At 69.8% G+C, this 20,633-nt stretch carries 18 protein-coding genes and 1 pseudogene; 9 read left to right on the top strand and 10 right to left on the bottom strand.

Translation table 11 applies throughout. The annotated features are described in order from the left end of the window. Positions 1–98: 98 nt before the first annotated feature. The 7 genes and pseudogenes from KIF24_RS32540 to KIF24_RS10575 all read right to left on the bottom strand — a co-directional run. Positions 99–3,173: pseudogene (locus tag KIF24_RS32540) on the bottom strand (non-ribosomal peptide synthetase); the annotation flags it as partial. Positions 3,174–3,214: 41 nt separating this feature from the next. Continuing rightward, entirely contained in the window at positions 3,215–4,402 is a 1,188-nt protein-coding gene (locus tag KIF24_RS10600; RefSeq protein WP_221083887.1) for an NAD(P)/FAD-dependent oxidoreductase, read from the bottom strand. A 61-nt stretch (positions 4,403–4,463) separates the two neighbouring features. Next, entirely contained in the window at positions 4,464–4,715 is a 252-nt protein-coding gene (locus tag KIF24_RS10595) for an acyl carrier protein (RefSeq protein ID WP_230415465.1), read from the bottom strand. Continuing rightward, positions 4,712–6,286: an amino acid adenylation domain-containing protein gene (locus tag KIF24_RS10590; protein WP_221083886.1), complete on the bottom strand. Its 1,575-nt coding sequence runs from the start codon at positions 6,284–6,286 to the stop codon at positions 4,712–4,714. Before KIF24_RS10590 ends, KIF24_RS10595 begins: the two co-directional genes overlap by 4 nt. Before the next feature lie 74 nt (positions 6,287–6,360). Next, entirely contained in the window at positions 6,361–7,017 is a 657-nt protein-coding gene (locus KIF24_RS10585) for an LmbU family transcriptional regulator (protein ID WP_230415463.1), read from the bottom strand. Positions 7,018–7,150: 133 nt separating this feature from the next. Then, positions 7,151–7,801 (bottom strand): FMN-binding negative transcriptional regulator, encoded by a 651-nt coding sequence (locus KIF24_RS10580; RefSeq protein WP_230415462.1) that lies wholly within the window; start codon positions 7,799–7,801, stop codon positions 7,151–7,153. A 34-nt stretch (positions 7,802–7,835) separates the two neighbouring features. Beyond that, the gene (locus KIF24_RS10575) at positions 7,836–8,051 is read right to left on the bottom strand and encodes an MbtH family protein (protein ID WP_221083884.1); all 216 of its coding nucleotides are present in this window, start codon (positions 8,049–8,051) and stop codon (positions 7,836–7,838) included. Positions 8,052–8,424: 373 nt separating this feature from the next. Between KIF24_RS10575 and KIF24_RS10570 the strand changes: the two genes are divergently transcribed. The 6 genes from KIF24_RS10570 to KIF24_RS10545 all read left to right on the top strand — a co-directional run bounded on the left by KIF24_RS10570 (position 8,425) and on the right by KIF24_RS10545 (position 14,892). Further along, complete coding sequence (locus KIF24_RS10570) at positions 8,425–9,378, top strand: ATP-binding cassette domain-containing protein (protein ID WP_221083883.1); 954 nt, start codon at positions 8,425–8,427, stop codon at positions 9,376–9,378. After that, entirely contained in the window at positions 9,375–10,136 is a 762-nt protein-coding gene (locus KIF24_RS10565; protein ID WP_221083882.1) for an ABC transporter permease, read from the top strand. Before KIF24_RS10570 ends, KIF24_RS10565 begins: the two co-directional genes overlap by 4 nt. 178 nt (positions 10,137–10,314) lie before the next feature. Further along, positions 10,315–11,271 (top strand): ABC transporter ATP-binding protein, encoded by a 957-nt coding sequence (locus tag KIF24_RS10560; protein WP_221083881.1) that lies wholly within the window; start codon positions 10,315–10,317, stop codon positions 11,269–11,271. Next, a complete protein-coding gene (locus tag KIF24_RS10555) occupies positions 11,268–12,950 on the top strand; it encodes an ABC transporter permease (RefSeq protein WP_230415460.1) in 1,683 nt (560 codons plus the stop codon). Before KIF24_RS10560 ends, KIF24_RS10555 begins: the two co-directional genes overlap by 4 nt. A 221-nt stretch (positions 12,951–13,171) precedes the next feature. After that, the gene (locus tag KIF24_RS10550) at positions 13,172–14,419 is read left to right on the top strand and encodes an FAD-dependent oxidoreductase (protein ID WP_221083880.1); all 1,248 of its coding nucleotides are present in this window, start codon (positions 13,172–13,174) and stop codon (positions 14,417–14,419) included. 8 nt (positions 14,420–14,427) lie between these two features. After that, positions 14,428–14,892, top strand: coding sequence for a MarR family winged helix-turn-helix transcriptional regulator (locus tag KIF24_RS10545; RefSeq protein ID WP_230415458.1), 465 nt, complete (start codon positions 14,428–14,430; stop codon positions 14,890–14,892). Between the two features lie 473 nt (positions 14,893–15,365). Here the strand turns inward: KIF24_RS10545 and KIF24_RS10540 are convergent, their stop codons facing one another. Continuing rightward, a complete protein-coding gene (locus tag KIF24_RS10540; protein WP_221083878.1) occupies positions 15,366–15,512 on the bottom strand; it encodes a hypothetical protein in 147 nt (48 codons plus the stop codon). 409 nt (positions 15,513–15,921) lie between these two features. Here KIF24_RS10540 and KIF24_RS10535 point away from each other — a divergent pair, with 409 nt between their 5' ends. Next, a complete protein-coding gene (locus tag KIF24_RS10535; protein ID WP_221083877.1) occupies positions 15,922–16,512 on the top strand; it encodes a TIGR03086 family metal-binding protein in 591 nt (196 codons plus the stop codon). A gap of 669 nt (positions 16,513–17,181) precedes the next feature. Next, on the top strand, positions 17,182–18,024 hold the full coding sequence (locus tag KIF24_RS10530) for an isocitrate lyase/PEP mutase family protein (RefSeq protein WP_221083876.1): 843 nt from the start codon (positions 17,182–17,184) through the stop codon (positions 18,022–18,024). 102 nt (positions 18,025–18,126) lie between these two features. Here KIF24_RS10530 and KIF24_RS10525 read toward each other — a convergent pair whose 3' ends face one another. Next, on the bottom strand, positions 18,127–18,594 hold the full coding sequence (locus KIF24_RS10525; protein WP_221083875.1) for a hypothetical protein: 468 nt from the start codon (positions 18,592–18,594) through the stop codon (positions 18,127–18,129). 272 nt (positions 18,595–18,866) lie between these two features. Then, a complete protein-coding gene (locus KIF24_RS10520) occupies positions 18,867–19,490 on the bottom strand; it encodes a maleylpyruvate isomerase family mycothiol-dependent enzyme (protein WP_331461072.1) in 624 nt (207 codons plus the stop codon). A 120-nt stretch (positions 19,491–19,610) separates the two neighbouring features. Here KIF24_RS10520 and KIF24_RS10515 point away from each other — a divergent pair, with 120 nt between their 5' ends. Continuing rightward, entirely contained in the window at positions 19,611–20,579 is a 969-nt protein-coding gene (locus KIF24_RS10515) for a sigma-70 family RNA polymerase sigma factor (RefSeq protein WP_221083874.1), read from the top strand. The last annotated feature ends 54 nt before the right edge of the window (positions 20,580–20,633 follow it).

Genomic DNA, 20,633 nt, shown 5'->3' with positions numbered 1-20,633 from the left:
CCTCGACGAGCGCGGGCGCGCGGTCCCCGGGCACCCGCCAGCTCGGCGAGCCGGGCCACGGTGCGGCCCTCGAAGATCTCCCGGGTGGTCAGGTGCAGGTTGCGGGCCCGGGCCCGCGCGACGACCTGGATCGAGCGCAGGCTGTCCCCGCCGATGCCGAAGAAGTCGTCGTCCACACCGACCCGGTCGACCCCGAGCACATCCGCGTAGGCCGTCGCGATGATGGACTCGGCCTCGGTGCGCGGTGCCCGGTAGGTCTCACCGCGGAACTCCGGTTCGGGCAGTGCCGAACGGTCCAGCTTGCCGGTCGGGCCGACCGGAAGCCGGCTCAGGGCGACGAAGGCCGACGGCACCATGTAGTCGGGCAGCCGCGCCGCGACGAACTCGCGTAGCTCGGCCGCCGAGGCGCCGGCCTGCACGTCGACGTCGCCGATGCCGCCGGCGCCGTCGTCGCCGACGCCACCGTCGCCGGTGTGGACCACGTAGGCGACGAGCCGCCGCCCGCCCCCGGGCACCTCACGGGTGATCACCACGGCCTCGCTGATCCCGGGGTGCTGCGTGCAGGTCGCCTCCACCTCAGCCGTCTCGATGCGGAAGCCGCGCACCTTCACCTGGCTGTCGTCGCGGCCGACGCACTCCAACTGGCCGTCGGCCTTCCAGCGGACCAGGTCGCCGGTGCGGTACATCCGCTCGCCGGCCGGTCCGAACGGGTTGGCCACGTAGCGCTCGGCGGTCAGCCCCGGATCACCGTGGTAGCCGCGGCCGAGCGAGGCGCCGGCGACATACAACTCGCCGAGCACCCCCTGCGGTACGGGGACGAGTCCCGGACCCAGCACGTAGGCGCGCACGTTGTGCAGCGGGGTACCGATCGGTGCGACGTCACCGTGTGCCCAGTCCTGATCCGCGGGCAGGGAGAAGGCGGTGGCGTAGAAGCTCTCGCTCTGCCCGTACGAGTTCACGATCTGCGCGTCGGGCAGGATCTCGCGGATCTGCCGCACCAGGCGGCCCGGCAGCACCTCGCCCGCGAGGACGACGGTACGGACGTTCGGTGCCCTGTCCAGGTGGCCGATCAGTTCGCCGAGCACCGACGGCACCGCGCTGATCACGTGGCCGTCCCAGCTGGCGCGCTCGCCAAGCGCCAGCGCGTCGGGCACCACCTCGACGGTGCCGCCGGTGGACAGCGTGGTCAGCAGCTCGAAGACCGAGACGTCGAAGTTGATCGAGGTGCCGGCCAGCATCCGCCATCCGGGTGGCGCGTCGAGGCGGCGGGCCAGCGCCCGTACCCCGTTGACGACGTTGCGATGGGTGATCGCGACGCCCTTCGGCCTGCCGCTGGAGCCCGAGGTGTACATGACGTACGCGAGGTTGTCGGCGGCCGGCGGCGGCACCGGGACCGCCTCGTCCGGCGACGCCCACTGGCCGCGGTCGTCGAGGTTGACCACCGCCATGCCGTCGTGGGGCAGTTCCGCCGAGGTCGCGGTGTCGGTGACGGCGAAACGTGGCCGCGCCTCGGCCAGCACCCCCGCGGCCCGGGCGCCCAGATACCGGGTGTCCATCGGCAGGTACCCGGCGCCGGACCTGAGGATCCCGAGGAGGCCGACCACCAGGTCCGCCGAGCGCGGCACCGCCAACACCACCAGGTCCTCCGGCGTGGCCCCGCGGCGGAGGAGTTCCCGGGCGAGCCGGTTCGCCCCGTCGTCGAGTTCGCGGTAGGTCAGCGTGCGGCCTCCGCACACCACCGCCACCGCGTCCGGAGTGCGGGCCGTCTGGCGCGCCACCAGTTCCGGGATCGTCTGCTCGTCGAGCGTGGTGGCGGTGTCGTTGAACCGGGTGAGCAACCTGTCGCGTTCGGCCGCCGCGAGCACGTCGGTCCGGTCGACGTCGCGGTCCGGGTCGGCGACGAGCTGGCGCAGAACGCGCGTGAAGCGGGCGGCGATGCCCTCGACCGTGTGCCGGTCGAACAGGTCGCTGGCGTACTCCAGGCGGACGCCGGCTCCACCGGAGCCGTTCGGGATGATGTTGAAGAACAGGTCGAACTTGGCCGTGCCCGTCTCCAGGGTCTCCGACTCGGTCCGCAGACCGGCGAAGGTGAGCTCACCCAGGGGTTCCTGCCAGGCCAGCATCACCTGGAAGAAGGGGTGGTACGCGGTGGAGCGGTCCGGGTTCAGCAGCTCCACCAGCCGTTCGAACGGCAGGTCCTGGTTGTCGTAGGCGCCCAGGCAGCGATCACGCACCCGATCGAGCAGCTGACGGAAGGTCGGGTTGCCGCTGAGGTCGACCCGCAGCACCCAGGTGTTGACGAAGAATCCGACCAGGTCGCGCAGTTCCTCGTCCACCCGGCCGGCGATGGGCGCGCCGATCGGCACGTCGTCGCCGCAGCCCAGGTGGCGCAGCAGCACCGCCAGCGCGGAGTGCATGACCATCGACACCGTGACGTCCTGCTCGCCGACGAGTCTCCGCACCGCCGCGAGCAGGGCCGGCTCGACCGGGAACTCCACCAGGCCGCCGTCCGAGCGCATCACCCGCGGACGGGGCCGGTCCGTCGGCAGTGCCAGCGGCTGCGCCAGGCCGTCCAGCGCCGCACGCCAGTACGCCAACTGCCGGGCGGCCACGCTCTCCGGGTCGGACTCGTCGCCGAGCATCTCCTGCTGCCACAGCGTGTAGTCCGCGTACTGGAGCGCCAGCGGCTCCCACTGCGGGGCCCGCCCCTCGCGACGCGCCGCGTACGCAGTGCTCAGATCGCGCAGCAGCGGCCCGAGCGACTCCCCGTCCAGGGCGATGTGGTGCACCACCAGGACGAGCGTGTGCCGACCAGGCCCGGTGCGCACCAGCCGGGCCCGGATCGGCACGTCGGTGGCCAGGTCGAAGGTCTCCTTGGCCACCTCGTCGACGGCCGCCGGCCGGTCGGCCTCCGCGACCTCGACGACCGGCAGGGCGACCGGTCTCGTTCCGGACGGCAGAATCTCCTGATACGGGATCCCGTCGTCGCCCTCGACGATCACCGTACGGAGAACCTCGTGCCGGTCGATGACGTCCCGGAGCGCAGACTCGAGCGCACCGACGTTCAGCTCACCGGTCAACCGCAAGGCGAAAGCGCCGTTATAGGTCGGCGACGGGCCCTCGAACCGGTCCACGAACCACAACCGGCGCTGCGCGAACGACAACGGAATCATTGTTTCTCCAAAATCGGCGAACCTGGGGAGCAGAACGTCAGTTAGTTCTGGTCGAGCAGGGCCAGAAGTTCCTCGTTGTAGAAGTCGTCGATGGAGATCGCCCCCGACAGGGTCGAGAAATAGCGATCGATGTGCTCCTGGTGACCGACCAGCTTGCGCAGCATGTCCGTACGCCCCTCGGGCTTGAGCTCGGCCACGTTGAGAGCGCCCTGGTAGTGGTTGAGGGCCTCGTTGCTCAGGCTGCGCTCGTAGCGCCGCAGTGCCGACCGGAGCGCGCGGTCGTCGTGCAGGTGCTCGCCGATGTACTCGGTGAGCGTCTGCGCCTGCACCCAGGCCTCGGTGATGCCACGAGCGGTGATGGAATCCTTGTGGTTGACCGCGTCGCCCACCAGCACCCAGCCAGGCCCGTATGCCTTGCGGAAATAGTTCTCCTGGTGCCCGGTTCCGTACAGCTGCTCCACGCGCTCGCCGGATTGCATCCGCTCGTACAGCTCGGGCGCCGTCGAGCGGAATGCCTCCAGATAGGCGGGCTCCACCGCCTTGCGGACGTCACCGAAGTCGGCCTGCGGAAAGTAGGTCATGAGCAGCGTCAGGTCGTTGTTGGTGGGGACGACGCCGATCCAGCGACCCGGCCGCTCGTAGAGCTCGAAGTTCGCCGGCACCCCGGCCCAGTAGCTGTAGTAGACGCAGGTCAGCCGCGCGTGCTCGATCACGTTCGGCGCGCCGGCCTTGCGGGCGACCAGCGAACGCATGCCGTCCGCACCGACCACGAGACGCGCCCGTTCGGTGGTCTGCACGCCGGCGGGCGTGGTGTACCTGACCCCGACGACCCGGTCGTCCTCGTGGATCAGGTCGTTGACCGTGCACGACTGCCGGAACTCGGCGCCGGCCCGGACGGCACCCGCCGCGAGGATGGGGTCGAGGACGTACCGCCGCGGCGCGTACGTGGTCCGCAGCCCGTCGATCGGCAGGGAGAACCCCTCCACGCGCACACCGGGCGCCTCGTACACCTGGTGGGTGATGGGCTGGACATCCGTGGCCCGCAGCTCGTCGAGCAGCCCCCACCGGTCGAGCAGCGCCACGCCCTGCGAATGCAGGTAGTGCGAGGAGAGCGTGTCCTGCGGGAACTTCGCCTTCTCCAGGAGCAGGACACGGTAACCCTGCCGCGCGAACAGCATGGCCGTCGGCGAGCCCGCGCAACGGGCACCTATGACAATAACGTCGTACATGGCGCCTCTCTTAACCAGGCTTTCACGATTGATACGGGCCTGAATGGGGCCGGGTGCGCCGCTATGCGGTTGCGGCCCGCAGGGATTCGATGTACGCCGAGATGGACGCCACCGTCGGGTTGCGGAACAACTGGTCCACCGGCACCTCGACACCCAGTTCGGCGATGAGGGATCGCTGAATTCTGGCCATTATCACCGACTGGCCGCCGAGGGCGAAGAAGTCGTCGTCGAAAGCCACGTCGTCCCGCCCGAGTTCGCGGCGCCAGATCGCGTGCACTCTTTCGGTAATCATCAATTTCCCTTCGTCGGTCATCGGGTCGGCACGCTGGTCCGAAGCTCGTCGAGCAACGCCGCGCGGTCGACTTTCCCGTGCGGGGTCAACGGCAGTCGGGCGATGGTGCGGAACCTGGCCGGGACCATGTTCCGCGGCAGTGACTCCAGGAGGCGGGCACGCACGTCGTGGTCGGCCAGATCGTCCCCGGCCGGCACCAGGAAGGCGGTCAGCTCGGAGTCACCGGAGTCGTCCGGGCCCACCACCACCGCGGCCTGCCGGACGCCGGGCAGTCGGCCCAGCGCCCGTTCGATCTCGTGCGGGTCGATACGCATGCCGCGCACCTTCACCTGGGTGTCCATCCGGCCCAGGACGATGAGCTGACCGGTCTCGGTGACGTATCCCCGATCGCCGGTGCGGTAGATCCGCACCGGAGCGCCGTGGACCTGGATCGTGGTGAATCGGGCGGACTCGGGACCCGAGCCATTGAGGTAGCCCGCGCCGACGCTGCGCCCGGCGATGCAGATCTCGCCCGGCGCCCCGGTGCGCACTCCGCGCAGCTGCTCGTCGAGGATGTGGATGTCGGTGTTGTAGGCGGGCCGGCCGACCGGCGCGACGTCGTGCTCGTCGCGGCGGTAGTCGGCGAGGTCGTACGAGGTCGCGACGTCCGCGCACTCGGCGACGCCATACTGGTGCAGCAGGGTGCAGGTGTTCCCCTCGGCGCCGGCCCAGTCCAGGACCCGTTCGACGTGCAGCGGCTCCCCACCGAACAGCACGTAGTCCAGCCGGGTGAGCGCATCGCCGCCGCTCGCGATCTCCCAGTCCACCAGGACGTAGAGCGTGGACGAGGCGCAGTTCACCGTCCGGATGTCATGCTCGGTCAACATCCGGTACGCCATCGCCGCGTCGAAGTTCCGGCTTGCCATGAGGTGCTGGGTGGCGCCGCAGAACAACGGCATCATCAGGCTGCGCTGCGAAAGGTCGAAACCGAACGCGCTGACCACGAGGTTGTTCGACCCACGGTGCAGGTCGTACTCGAGGGTCAGCCAGTTCAGCAGGTTGAACCAGTTCTCGTGCCGGACGGCGGTCAGTTTCGGAGTACCGGTCGATCCCGAGGTGAAGACCGCATAGCAGAGGTCGTCGCCGGTGACCGGCACGCCGGGGTCGACCACCGGCAACGCCGCCAGCTGATCGGACAACTGGGCCAGGTCGATGACCGGGGCGGTCGCGCACTCCACCAGCTCGACCGTGGCGGGAGCGGCGACGATCGCGGCGAGCTGGGGTATCTGCCCCAACAGCAGCCGCAGGCGGGCGGCCGGGTAGGCCGGGTCCAGCGGCACGTAGGCCGCACCCGCTTTGAGCGTGCCCAGGATGGCGACCAGCATGTCGATCGAATAGTCGAGGCAGACGCCGACCTTGGCGCCCCGTCCGTGCCCGCGCTCGGCGAGCAGATGCGCGAACTGGTTGGCTCTGGCATTCAGCTCGCGGTACGACACCCGCTGCCCGGCACAGTAGACGGCGGTGGCGTCGGGAGTGTCCTCGGCGTGTGCCTCGAATCGGCGGTGGACCACCGGCACCGAGGGCAGCGGGACTCGTTTACCCGGAAGAATCATGAACCTACTCCGATGTGACGGGTGGCCGGCGGGCCTGTTCGCCGGACCACCACGAGGGGGACGATGCGGCGGCGTCACGCGACGCGCCGGTCAACGGCGTCGAGGACACGGGTGACCCATTCGTCGACGGAGAGACCGTGCGCCGCGGCCAGCTTCGCGTAACAGTCCAGTTGAGTCGCGGACAGTTCGATAGTGATCTTGGTGGTCGGCGGCTGGCGTTTCTCGGCGTCCGCCGCATCGGCCAGCTGCGCGACGCCCTGACTCTGGGCGCCGTCGGTGATCGGCGTCGTGGCGTTCGCGCCGCGCTCGGCCAGACTGGCGCGAACCGCCTTGCGGAGCTCGTTGCGTGACCATTTCTGCTGCTCCGCCTTGCGGAGCCAATAGTCCTGCTCCGTCGGTGCCAGGCGGGCCAACTCGGCGTGGTGGGCGAAACTGAGGCTGTCCCGCCGGCGGCCCTGCTCGAACCTCCGGGCCACCCAGGCGTAATTGCGCAGGGTCTGGTAGTCGAGGCCGGTCCGCTCGATGGCCTCCCGGTACCGCCGCCACCCGTACGTGGTCTCCCCGAAGATCAGCCAATCGGCGAGCCACCAGGCCGACGAGTTCGCCAGCTCGCGTAGGCTGCTCCCGATCTGCTCCCAGGAGCGCTCGGACAGTCCCTGCGGGAAGACCATCCCCGACTTCCGTACCGTCGCCTGGTTGCCGACGAACGAGACCACGAGATCGTGCTGCATGGGTCCGCCGCCAGCGCTCACCGGCCTGGTCCGGCATTCGTCCACGGTCTTCACGGGTGTCCCCCATTCCTTGTCGAAACCAGAGGTGGGCGGCGTGAACTCGCGCGATCGAGCTTCCCGGCGCCCGGGTGTCTCAGCTGCTTCCGGCCAGCCTGCTCATGTACTCCGCCACTGCGGGCTGCCCGTCGGCCGCTTCCTGGAAATGTCGGCACACCCGGCCCTGCGTCTCACGGCTCTGTTCCTGACTGAGCTTGAAAATCGCCTCGGACCGGGTGACCGTGAAACGAAAGGCGCCCACCCCGGGAAGGATCCGGCGGAAGTGGCCCATCGACTCGGTCATGTCCCAGCCGTTTCCGAACTCGGCCTCCAAGGCCCCCGCGGTCGCCCGCACCACCGACAGCGTCTCCTCCGCGGACTCGACCGGCTCGATCACGCCGCGCAGCTGCGCCGCGGTGTAGTTCCAGGTCGGTGCCGCGGGAGTGAGCGGGTACAGCGTCGGTGAGACGTAACCGTGCGGGCCGGCGAAGCTGAGCACGGCGGGCGTACCCGCGCGCAGCGCCTTCCACTGCGGATTCGCCCGGTTCATGTGGCCGAGCAGCGTCGTTCCGGTCAGGTCCGGCGAGTCATGGGCGGCCGGCCCCGGGTCGGCGATGACCGGCAGGTGGGTGCCGAAAGGCCCTTCCGTGTCGGCGCCGTTGGTCATCAACAACGCCAGCGGATTCCGCCGAATCAACTCCCGGATCCACTGCGGGTCCGGCTCCCGGTACATACGAGGCACAAACATGGCGTTCCATTCCTCCCGCGAGATGCGACGACGGTCAGTTCGCCGCCATCGCCTCCCGCAGACTCCGCGGGCGCAGGTCGGTCCAGTTCTGTTCGACGAATTCCAGGCAGGCGGCTTTGACGTCCGCGCCGAAAACGACCCGCCAGCCGGCCGGCACCTCGGCGAAGACCGGCCACAGGGAGTGCTGGTCCTCGTCGTTTACCAGGACGTAGAAGCTGCCGCTCTCGTCATCGAAAGGGTTCGTGCTCACATGCCACCGTCCTTGAGATCGTCACGGAACGAGTCGTAGTTCAAATCGAGACGACGCCCGAAATCTACGGCCGCCGAAATAATTGCCAGGTCATCGTAGGCAGCGGTTACGGACGCCTGTCAAGGTTGGCTATACCCCTGTTCACGAGGGCTCTCCCCCAACCATTTACCCCTGTCGCGGATCACAGTTCGTCTCCACTCGTGCCCCTAATCTCGCCCGGCAACCCCTATAGGCAGCTTCGGGACGTAGACACCGCATTGGACACAAATACGCTTACTACTCAGCAGGCGCAGAGCCGAACCACCCTGAGGGGCGCCGGTGCCCGATCGAGGCACACGCACTGCGTTTCGGACACGACGAGGACGGTGGAGAAGTGAGACGTTCAGCGGTTTCAGTTTCGGGGCTGCGCAAGAGCTACGGCGGCAACGTGGTCCTCGATGGCATCGACTTCGATGTCGCCGCGGGATCGATCTTCTCCCTGCTCGGCCCCAACGGAGCAGGCAAGACCACGACCGTGAACATCCTGACGACCTTGATGCGAGCCGATGCCGGTACGGTGCACGTCGCCGGACACGACGTGACGACCGCGACCAGGCAGGTGCGCTCGGCCATCGGCGTGACCGGTCAGTTCACCGCGGTGGACGAACTCCTGTCGGGCCGGGAGAACCTGCGCCTGGTCGCTGACCTGAAGCACCTGCGGGGCGGCGACACGGTCGTCACGCGGCTCCTGGAACGCTTCGATCTGGTGGCGTCGGCGGACAAGCTGGCCTCGACCTACTCCGGCGGCATGCGGCGCAAGTTGGACCTGGCGATGACGCTGGTCGGCAACCCGGACATCATCTTCCTGGACGAGCCGACCACCGGTCTCGACCCGCGCAGCCGGCGCACGATGTGGAGCATCGTCCGCGAGCTGGTTGCCGAGGGCACCACGATCTTCCTGACCACCCAGTACCTCGAGGAAGCCGACCAACTCGCCGACCAGATCGCGGTTCTCAACGAGGGCCGGCTGGTCGCCCGGGGTACCCCCGAGGAGCTCAAGCGCCAGGTCCCCGGCGCGCATGTGCAGCTCCGGTTCGCCGCCGTGCACGACCTCGACGCGGCGGCCCGGGTCCTGGCCGCCGCCACCCGGGACGACGAGGAACTGACCCTCCAGGTGCCGCACGACGGCGAGCCCCGGTCGTTGCTGACACTGCTGAACCGCCTCGACGAACAGTCGATCAATCTTCGGGAGTTCTCCGTACGGACTCCCGACCTCGACGACGTCTTCCTGTCCCTGACCGAGCGCCCCAGCACCGGCCGACCGCGTGAGGAGGCGATCGTACGATGAGCGCTGTCGCGACGTCGTTGGGCGACTCGACCGTCATGTTGCGCCGAAACCTCAAACACACCCTGCGCAACCCGACCACGGTGTTCAACGCGATCCTGTTCCCGATCGTGATCATGCTGATGTTCGTCAAGGTGTTCGGCGGCGCATTCGACGTCGGCTCCAGCTACATCGACTACGCCACGCCGGGCCTACTCGTGATGGCTGTCAGCTATGGTCTGGGAGCCACCGCGACGGAGGTGAACTCCGACATGACCAAAGGCATCATCAATCGTTTCAAGGTCATGGACGTCTCTCGGGGTTCCGTGCTGACCGGGCACGTGATCGTGACCACGCTCCGCTGCCTGGTCGCCTGCGCCGCCATCGTCGGGGTTGCCTTCGGGCTGGGCTTCCGCCCCACTGCCAGCGCGTTCGACTGGCTCGCCGCGATCGGCGTCATCGTGCTACTCAGCTTCGCGGCCGGTTGGCTCACCGTCGCGTTGGGGCTCTCCGCGAAGACCGTGGAGTCGGCCGGCATCGCCACCGTACCGCTGATCATGTTGCCGTTCCTGAGCAGCGCGTTCGTGCCCGCGGACTCGATGGGGGCCGGCATGCGGCAGTTCGCGGAGTACCAGCCGTTCACCCCGATCATCGAGACGCTGCGCGGACTGCTGATGGGCGATCCCTCGGCCGGTAGCGCTCTCGCCGCCGTCGCCTGGTGTCTCGGGCTGACCGTCACCGGATACCTGTGGTCGGTCTCCACCTTCAACAAGCGAGCATGACTCCCCGGACGCCTGACCACGTGCCTGGGTCCGGGCGGCTCCGGGGTGGACACCACTCGGTACCGCGGCGCCGGCTCGACGCGCCCTCATCGCCGAGCCGGCGCCGCACGGTCGACACGCCGCAACGACCGGCGAACGCCCACCACCGCGGCACCCGCCTCTCTCCCTGGGAGTGACCATGACAGAGAACCCCGTCGAAGTCGCCGACCTGCACAAGTCGTTCGGCTCCGTCAAAGCGCTCGACGGCCTGCACCTGACCGTCCGTCCCGGTGAGATCGCCGGATTCCTCGGCCCCAACGGCGCCGGGAAGTCGACCACGATCCGGATGCTGCTCGGCCTGCAGCGCCGTGACTCCGGTACCGCCCGGCTCTTCGGCGGCGACGCATGGCGCGACGCCGTGGCCCTGCACCGCCGGCTCGCCTACGTTCCCGGTGACGTGAGCCTGTGGCCCAACCTCACCGGCGGCGAGGCCATCGACTACCTGACCCGGCTGCACGACACGGCCGACCGGGCGGAGCGCCGAAAGCGCAAAGCCGCCCTGCTGGAACACTTCGAGCTCGACCCGACCAAGAAGGCACGGACGTACTCGAAGGGCAACCGCCAGAAGGTGGCGCTCGTGGCCGCCTTCCTCATCGACCCCGAGCTGTACATCTTCGACGAGCCGACCTCCGGCCTGGATCCCCTGATGGAGGCGGTCTTCACCGAACACGTCCAGCGGGCCAAGGACGCAGGAAAGGCGGTGCTGCTCTCCTCGCACATCCTGAGCGAGGTGGAGAAGGTCTGCGACACCGTCACGATCATCAGGAACGGTCGCACGGTGGAGTCCGGCACCCTCGCCGAACTGCGGCACCTGACCCGCACCACCGTCAGCGCGTTGGTCGTCGACGACCCGGCGGCCATCACCGGGCTCGCCGGTGTCCATGACGTCACCACCACCTCCGCGAGCGGCGACGTCACCAAGGTCGACCTGTCCGTGGACAACGCGCAGATCGGCGCGGTTCTGGCCGCGCTGTCGAGGCTGGACGTACGTGGCCTCACCGCCACCCCACCGTCGCTTGAGGAACTGTTCATGCGGCACTACGGCGGAGACTCGACCGCCGCGGTGCCGCGAAGCGTCGAGGCGGTGTCCCGATGAGCACGCCGACCGCCGACGTCGCGCGGCAGGCACCGCCCACCCGGGCCGAACCGACGCGGGCTCCGGCATCCACCGCCGCCCTGGCGGGCACCGGCTACCTCCTGCGGTTCATGCTGCGGCGCAACCGGGTCCGGCTGACGGTCTGGACAGGTTCCCTGGTGGCGTTCTGCGGTTACTACGTCGTCGCCATCGCGGCGGTCTACCCCACCGCCGCCGACCGGCAGAACCGGGCCGAGTCGATCGCGAACGCCGGTGGCACGCTGCTGGCCGGACCGGGCTACGGGCTCGAGGACTACACCATCGGCAGAATGTTCGCCAACGAGATGTCGCTCTGGCTGATGGCGCTCCTGGCGACGATGAACATCCTGCTGGTCGCCCGCAACACCCGCGCCGAGGAGGCGAGCGGTCGCACCGAACTCGTCCGGGCCCTGCCCGTCGGACGACACGCGGGGACCGTGGCGGCGTTCCTGATGGTGGTGATCGCCGACGCTGCCTTCGCCCTGTTCGGTAGCGTGCTCATGATCAGTGCCGGCCAACTCGCCGCGGTGGACACCTTCACACTCCTGATCGGTGTGATGCTGACGGCCCTGGTCTTCGCCGGGGTCACGACGGTCACCAGTCAGCTGACCGTGCACAGTCGCGGGCCCTCCGGCCTCGCCTTCGCGGCACTCGCCGCCGCGGTGCTGATCCGCGGCATCGGGGACATCCAGCAGCGGCACGGCAGCTGGCTGTCCTGGCTGTCCCCCATCGCCTGGGCGCAGCAGACGCGACCATACGCCGACGTCCGGCTCTGGCCGCTCGGCCTGAGCGTGCTGGCGATCCTCGTCGCGCTGGCTGTCGGGGCCGTCCTGGCTTCCCGGCGTGACCTCGGGGGCGCCCTCCTGCACGGCAGGCCCGGCCGGGCCGACGCCGCGCCGTCGCTGGCCAGCCCGTTCGCGCTCGTCGTCCGGCAGCAGCGCGGGGCGCTGCTGTGGTGGCTCGTGGGGTGTGTGGCGATGTTCGGCCCCGCCGGCCTGTTCCTCGGCGCGGACTCCGGTGACGCCCTGCAACGGATCGCCGAACAGAACGAACTCACCGAGACCATCTTCGGTGACGACCCCATCCTGGCGTTCCTGGCCATCATGATGCTGCACAACGCGCTCGCCGTGGCCGTCTTCGCCACCGCGTCCGTGCTGCGAGTCCAGACCGAGGAGGACGAGGGCCGTCTCGGGCTCGGCCTGTCACGGCCGACGTCGAGGACCAACTCGCTGCTCGCCCACCTGTCCGTCGCCGGGATCGGCGCGCTCGTGCTGCTCGTCGCCGGCGGCGCCCTGCCGCTGTGGGTCGGCGCGTCCCTCTCCGGTGGCGACACCAGTCTGCTGATCCTGCTGAAGAGTGCCGGCGCGTTCGCGCTCGGCATCGCCGTGCTGATCGCCTTCACCGCGGCGCTCTATGCCTGGGTTCCCCGGGCGAGCGCGCTCGCCTGGGTGTTCTGCGCGATCATCGTGGTGGAGCGGTTCTTCGGATCTGTCCTCCAACTGCCCACGGCGGTCAAGGCCCTCTCGCCGTTCTGGTGGGTCGGCAGCTACCCGAACGCGCCCCTCGATCCGGCACACCTGGTGGGTCTCGCCGCGGCAGCGGCTGCGCTGTTGGCCCTGGCGGTCGCCGGCTTCCGCCGACGTGACCTCAGCGCGGGCTGAGCACCTGTTCCACTGCCCAGCACGGGCGACTTCCGATGGCCCCGGCGGACGCCGGAGCCATCGGCGCTGTGGTCCCGCAGACCACCGACCGTGCCCCGGCACCGACCTGCGCCGAACCACACCGGCGGACCGGTCCACGGTGGCCGGTCGACCGGCTCGGCGGCGGACCATGGGCCTGCCGGCGGCTTTGCCCATGTTATCTTAGTCATTAAGATAACTGCATGAGCGTATCGACTGACTTCTCGGTGGCGATCGCCGGCGCCGGCCTCTCCGGCCTCTGCCTCGCCCACTACCTGAGGCGCGCCGGCATCGACGTGCACGTCTACGAGCGGGACCCGGGCCCCTTCGTCAGGCGGCAGGGCTACCGGATCATTCTCGACCGGTACGGGCTGGAGGCGCTACGCGAAAGCCTGCCCCGCCCGCTGTACCGCCTGGCGCTGACCACCGGCGACGAGCCCGGCGGGCACCTGCGCTTCACCGACAGCCGGCTGCGGAACGCATTCAGCATCACCCTCAAGGACGAGCCGCACGAGACCCGCCAGGTCGACCGGCTGACCCTGCGGTCGATCCTGCAGTCCGGGCTGGACGGGCGCATCCACTACGGCAAGGCCGCCGTCGCGGTGGACAGCGGCGACCCGGCACAGCTGCGGCTGCGGTTCTCCGACGGCGGGTCCGCCGCGGCAACCGTCGTCGTGGGCGCCGACGGCGTCGGCTCGGCCCTGCGCGCGCAGCTCATGCCGGACGCGGACCCGGCGGACACCTCGATGGTGGGCATCTACGGCCGGTCGCCCCTGCGGCGCAACGGCGAGAGCGTCATCCCGGACGCGCTGCGTGCCAGCGGCGTGCTGGCCATCGCCGACCGACCGGGCCGCGCCTTCTTCTTCACCTCCATGCGGTTCGGCGAGCGCCCACGGGAGGCGTTCGCGCGCCTGGCACCGGGCAGCTATGCGCCCACCGGCGACGACTACGTCATGTGGGCACTGCTGCTCCGGCAGGAGGACGTGCCCACCGGCGTCCGCGGGAACCTGCGAGCGCTGTGGAAACTGGCCGCCCGGATGAGTACGGACTTCCACCCGCTCATCCGACTGCTGGTCGACACGGCCGAGCTGGACGCCACCGTACTCAACCTCTTCGCCACCGGCCGGCGCCCGCGCCGGTGGGCGGTGTCCCGGGCGACGATGATGGGCGACGCCGTACACGCCATGCCGCCGTTCGGCGCACACGGCGGCAACACCGCACTCCGCGACGCCGCCCTGCTCGGCCATCGGCTCATCGAGGCCCGGGCGAGCGGCACGCCGGTGGAGGAGGCGATCGCCGGCTACCAGGACGAGATGGTGCCCTACGCCTTCCGCGCCGTCGACACCGCCGCCGGGCTGATGCGCCGCCTCACCGGGGGCGCAGCCGCACCGCACTGGGTGCTGACCCGCGTGTTACCGCGGCTGCACCGGGTCACCGTACCGGAGGCATGATTGCGGGCATGTCCCACGAGCCGGCCCGTGCCTCCGCGATCGCCGACCTCATGCGCGCCGGGCGGGAGACGTCGCGGCTGTCCATGGTGTTCCGGTACGCCATCGCGGAGCGGCTCGGCCTCACCGTTAGCGACCTGGAGTGCCTGGACCACCTGGCGGACGTCGGATCCGCCACCGCGGGACAGGTCGCCGAGCGGACCAACCTCACCACCGGAGCGGTGACCAGCATGCTCCGCCGGCTCCAGCAGGCGGGCTACGTGACGACCGAGCGCGATCCGGCGGACCGGCGGCGGGTGATCGTCACCCTGCGACCGGAGCGGATCGCCGAGCTGGCGCAACCGTACAAGCGGTTCGCCGAGCGGGCGGAACGACTCATCGAGGGCTACACCGTCGAGGAAGTCGCGCTGCTGCTCCGGCACAATGACCGCTTGCAGGCGGTGTACCTCGCCGAGTTGGACCGCCTCCGCGGATGACGTGATCCCCGGGTTCCAGCGTCCGTCGAACGCCGGGGGCTGGCCTACCCGCCCGCCTCCTCCTCGTCGATGCGGCCAACGCACGGCGCGAGCGGGCGACGGCGGCCGTACGCCGAGCGCTTTACCACCCTGCTGCGCATCTCCTTCGAGTGAGCACGGGGCGGGGCTTCCCGGTCGGCCGCGCAGCCGGCCGGGAGGTCCGTCACGGGTCCACGGTCCGGTCCCGGTGGTCGGCGACGGACATCCCGCGCCGTGGCGTGATCGACACGACGGCGGCCGCGCCGAGGAACAGGGCCGGAATTCCGACACGGTGGCCGGCAGCACGGCGGTGGCGATCCCCAGCGTCGCCCCGAGCGCGAGCAGTCGTAACGACCGGCCGAGGGCGTGCGGCCTGGCGCGCCGGCGGCCCAGGTAGACGAGCGCGGCCACCACGACGAACAGCGCCAACACTGCGCCGACAACGGCAGCGACAGTCATGGCGACTCCTCCGCCTCCATCACGTCCGCGACCCGGGTCTCGTTCACGTCGACCCGCCGCTGCTTCCGCGACGAGTCGGTGGGCGGACGCAGACGCTCCTCCTGACGATGCCCGGCCAGCGCCGACCTTACCCGGTAGGCCACCTCGTCGTCCCATGTGACCTGCTCAAACGAGATACGCGCGATCCGGACCAGCCACCACCGTCTGCTGGCCGAATCCGGCGCGCCGGGCCGACGCCGCCGGCAGTGCCCACCGTGACGGTCGCCCGGCGAGCGGCCTCCCGGGCGAGCAGTTCGTCGCGGATGGCTCGGTCCAGCGGCTCCGTCCACCGGCCGGAGTACTGATCCGGGATGAGAACCGCTGTCAGCGGGCACTCCACTATCAGTGCGCGAACCTGTCCGATCGTGATCGGGAGCCGGTCGCCCGGCTGGGCGATCGAGCACAGTCGCCCGGCCCGTGGAGTGACCGTCAGTCGGCGTGATCATTCGCCTGTGGACTGTTCTGTCGGTCCGGGCGGGTAGCGTCCAGATGCGTTCGCGAAGGAGGAAAGAGATGATCGAGAGCAACGGCAGCCCGGATTTTGAGCCTGCGGCTCGCGCGCTGGAAAAGCTGCTGCATGGGGTGACCGATGACCAGCTCACCTGTCCCACCCCGTGTGAGAGGTGGACCGTCGGCGATCTGCTCGACCATTTCATGGGGTTGACGGTCGCGTTCCGGATAGCCGCGGAGAAAGGATCCGACGCCGCGCCGGCCGGCCCGGTCGACCCCTCGGTTGCCAACCTCGACCCGAAGTGGCGCAGCCGACTGCCGGCGCACCTCGACGAGTTGGTTGTCGCCTGGCGCCAGCCAGCAGCCTGGACCGGCGAGACCGCGGCCGGCGGGGTGGTGCTGCCGGCCGAGATCATGGGCATCGTCGCACTCAACGAACTGGTCGTTCACGGGTGGGATCTCGCCAGCGCGACCGGACAGCCATACGACGTTGACAGCCAGGCCCTCGACGCCATCCACGGCCTGGTGTCTCAACAGACCGGCAGCGACGGCGCCCCCGGCCTGTTCGGGCCGTCAGTTGCTCTGCCCGCCGGTGCTCCCCTGCTCGACCGAGTCCTCGGATTCACCGGCCGCAGCCACCGGTGGACGTCATAGTCGATTACCACGCGCGCCCGCAGGCCGAGGCAGATGACGGCCGCGCAGCAACTGAACCATGCTGCCGCAACCAATGCTGTCCTGCGGGTCTGGATGGCCACACCGAACGCCGTGCCCCAGGCCACCGCCGATGAGCGCGACACCGGTGGAGCGGTGCCACCGCGTCTGCGATGAGTCTGGCCGTCACCGAATGTGCCGCGCGGGTGAGACGTTACGTGCACGGCGGTCGGGTCGATGCCCGTGCCAGGGTGTCCACGGAGGGTGACGGGAGTTCCGCCTTGAGCGCGCCCGCTCGGCGGCCGAGGAGCTGCGGCCCCACAGCGGTACTGCTGGAGCGTGGAGACCTTGATCAGTGGCTGTCAGCCGCAACGGTCTTGTGGGATTCGTTCGCGCCATGGACGTGGTCAGGACCGAAAGCCGCCAGCCATGATGATTCGTTCCGTGAAGACTTGAGCCGTGCCGACCGAGCCATGACAGCGGATCCTGCGGTTGCGGAAACGGTGGGCACGGCGGCGGCGGACGGTGCCTCCCTGCTTGGGCGGCGACGTCCCGGGGGCACCGCCGTCCCCGCGCTCATGGCCGGCTCGACGGGGGCGCGAGCGGACCGTCGAGCGGCATCGTGAGTGCCCGATCGCCTGCGCGCATTTGCCTGATTGATGGAGGGACACCGTGACCGATGTACTCGTCACCGACAAGGCCCGCAGGTTACGGGCGTTGCACGATCGATCCGTGCTGCTGTTGCCGAACGCGTGGGATTCGGCCAGCGCGGCTTTGATGGCCCGGGCCGGCGCGGCCGCCGTGGCGACGACCAGCGGCGGTGTGGCCTGGTCACTCGGGCGGCCCGACGGGGAGTCGCTGACCCGGGAAGACATGATGGCGGCGGTGCGCCGCATCGCGGAGGCCGTCGACGTGCCGGTGACAGCCGATGTCGAGGGTGGGTACGGCCCTACGCCCCACGACGTGGCAGCCACTGTCCGGGCGACAATCGAGGCGGGCGCCGTGGGAATGAACATCGAGGACTCCCGTGCCGCAGACGGCACGTTGCTGTCCGTCGAGGAGCAGATGCAACGTGTTCAGGCCGCACGGGAGGCGGCGGCCGACGTGGGCGTGCCGGAATTCGTGATCAACGTCCGCACGGACGTCTACCTGTTTCAGATCGGCGAGCCCGCAGTGCGGCTCGACGCCGTCCTCGCCCGCGCCGCCGGATACGCCAAGGCCGGCGCCGACTGCCTGTTCGTGCCAGGTCTGCTGAACCTCGACACGCTCCGCGCGCTGACCGCAGCGTCACCGCTGCCAGTAAACGCGATGGCGGGACCGGGCGGACCGACCGTCGCCGAGCTGACCGCTGTCGGGGTGAGCCGGATTAGCGTCGGGACCGCGATTGCCCAGGCAGCGTACGGCGTGGCCGAGCGAGCCGCCCGCGAACTACTGGAGGCGGGCACCTACCACACGCTCGACCAGGCGGTGAGTTACCCGGAGCTCGATGCCCTGTGCATTCCGGCACCCCGATGACCGATTGAACGTCCGGGCCGGTCACGCTGCCGGTCAATGGGTTCTCCAGCCAGGAACGCACCTTGCGCAGCAATCGTCGCCGCCCGCTGCCGCGCGAGGTGGTTAGGCCTGTGGCCAGACGCGGACCCGGAATCGTTCGACGGCGGTCGGGGGCTCGTCGGCGTACCAGGCGTCTTGCCCGCGCAGGGCGCGCAGCCGACGTCGGCCGGTGACGTGCACGTCCACGGTGTACGGCCCGGGCTCGCCGATCGGCAGGGGTGGGGTGAGCAGCCGCTCGTCCAGGACGCTGATGCTCAATGTGCCGCTGGTGGAGCGCAGTTCGGTGCGGCCGTGCGCCTCCCACTCATCCGTCTCCGGTGGCGCAGGGCCGTCCCACGCCTCGACCCTGACGTGGGCGCGGTGCCCGCTGCTGATCTCGCTGAACAGGTGGATCTGTTCGGTGCTGGCCCAGCACAAAGGGTGGGGGGTGGGGTCGGGGTGGTCGAACGTGTCGAAGTCCGCGCCGATGATCGTGATCAGGCAGCGCTCGGGCACGGGGGTGGCGTCGATGCTGCCCAGCCGGGTCGCCACGGAGACCTCCGGATCTCGTGTCCATGATGTGCGGTGTGGGCCGGCGCGGCTGTGACGGGCCGGCCCACACCGCACGCTAGCGGACGGCCGGGACGTCAGTGGTGGATCTGCACCGCTGCGGCGGGGCAGGAACCGGTCCACGTCGTAGTCGGCGCCGCGCCGGCTTTGCAACCGGGGATTGCTCCGCTGCCGATGGACCAGAGCACGGCCCGCATGCGATCAGGGCCGGGCCGGCCTGGATCATGTCCCACCACGGTTCGTTGTCACGCCGGTCATCGCGTGAACCGGCTGGCGGCGTCGCCTTCCAGGTGGCCGGGTGGGAGACGGCGTCCGCAGATCACGAGCAGTAGATCCTGGGCCAGTCCTCGCACCGGTGTTCCGGTGCCGTGACGCCAGTCGAGGTCGGTTGCCTGCAACGCCACTCCGGTGAGGTCCGTTCCGAAGAACGCGACGTTCCTGGGCGTCAGCCCGGCGAGGACGATAGCGATGCGGTCGGACGGAATCCGCCGGCCCAACCCGAGGCCGACGGTGATGTCGAGCCCGTGGATGACGTCGTGGGACAGGGCTGCGGGGATACCGCCGCCCGGCGGTTTCCAGGGATGTGCGACGTTGTCGCGGAGCGTCGCCACGAGTTGCGTGCTGGTCATTCGGGCCGCGTCGCGCCGTGCACACCGGTCGGCCATCCGGTTGAAACGGCCGCCTGCCTTCGCCAGCTCCACGAGCGTCCGGCCGACCGAGGTCCGGAACGGCATCGTCGTGTGGGCAACGACCTCCCGGACCCGCCAGCCGGCGCACAGGGTCGGGGCGTCCCACTGGTCCGGTCGAAGGGTGGCGAGTAGGTCTGCCTGTTCGCTCCGCTCCGCCGTCACCGCCGCCCGGATGTCTTCCTCAATCACTGTCAGCCCTCTCGTTGGTCACTCTCCGCCTCCATCGGGTTGTGCTGCATGACATACGGACGGAGTGCGGCGGACTCATCGGTCGCCCCACTGTCTCCCCCGATGCGTAGGGTCGGGAGGATGGTGGAGACGTCGACCCGCGAGGGCGCCGAGCTGGAACGGTTCCGGACAGAACTCACCGGCTACTGCTACCGGATGCTCGGCTCCGGCTTCGAGGCCGAGGACGCGGTGCAGGAGACCCTGGTGCGGGGATGGCGGTCGTACGACCGTTACGACGAGCGGAGAGCGTCGCTACGCACCTGGCTGTACCGTATCGCGACGAACGTCTGCCTCGACATGCTCCGCAGCGCGCAACGCCGTGTTCTGGCCATGGACCTGGGCCCGGCGGCTCACGCTGGCGCCGTCCTCGGCGTGCCGGTGGCGGACCAGCGGTGGATTCACCCGATCCCGGACGGCCGTGCCCTGCCGGCGACCGACAGCCCGGAGGAGTTGGCCGTCCAACGCGAGACGATCCGGTTGGCGTTCGTCGCCGCGCTCCAGCACCTGCCGCCCCGACAACGCGCCGTGCTGATCCTACGTGAGGTGTTGTGCTGGACGGCAGAGGAGGTCGCGCATCTGCTTAAGACCACCGTGGCATCGGTCAACAGCGCGCTGCAACGAGCCCGGGCCACGCTGCGGACGACCGGCCCCACGCCTAGCGATCCGTCGCGACCGGCCGACCCAGCCCAGCGTGATCTGCTCGACCGCTACTGCGCCGCGTTCGAACGCCATGACGTCGCCACGCTCGTGTCGCTGCTGCATGAGGACGCCACGATGTCGATGCCGCCGTTCGCGTGGTGGCTCCGTGGCCGAGACGAGATCCGCGTGGCGCTGCTGGACCCGCAGGCGTCCTGCGCGGGCGCGCGGCTGTGGCCGGTACAGGCGAACGGATCACCGGCGTTCTGGCAGACGCGCCCCGGCCCGGCCGGCGACCACCTCCCGTTCGCGCTCGTCATTCTCGATGTGGTTGACGATCTGATCACCGGTATCGTCACGTACCTCGACGCCGACCGGCTGGTGCCGCTGTTCGGACTCCCGCCGCACCGATGAGTTCCGACACGCTGGGACGTACTCCCTGGGACCGGACCCGAACGGACCCGCAGG

It is taken from the genome of Micromonospora tarapacensis (assembly GCF_019697375.1).
Taxonomy (GTDB): domain Bacteria; phylum Actinomycetota; class Actinomycetes; order Mycobacteriales; family Micromonosporaceae; genus Micromonospora; species Micromonospora tarapacensis.
The sequence above is the reverse complement of the archived record's forward strand: the minus strand, read 5'-3'. Positions and strand labels throughout refer to the sequence as shown.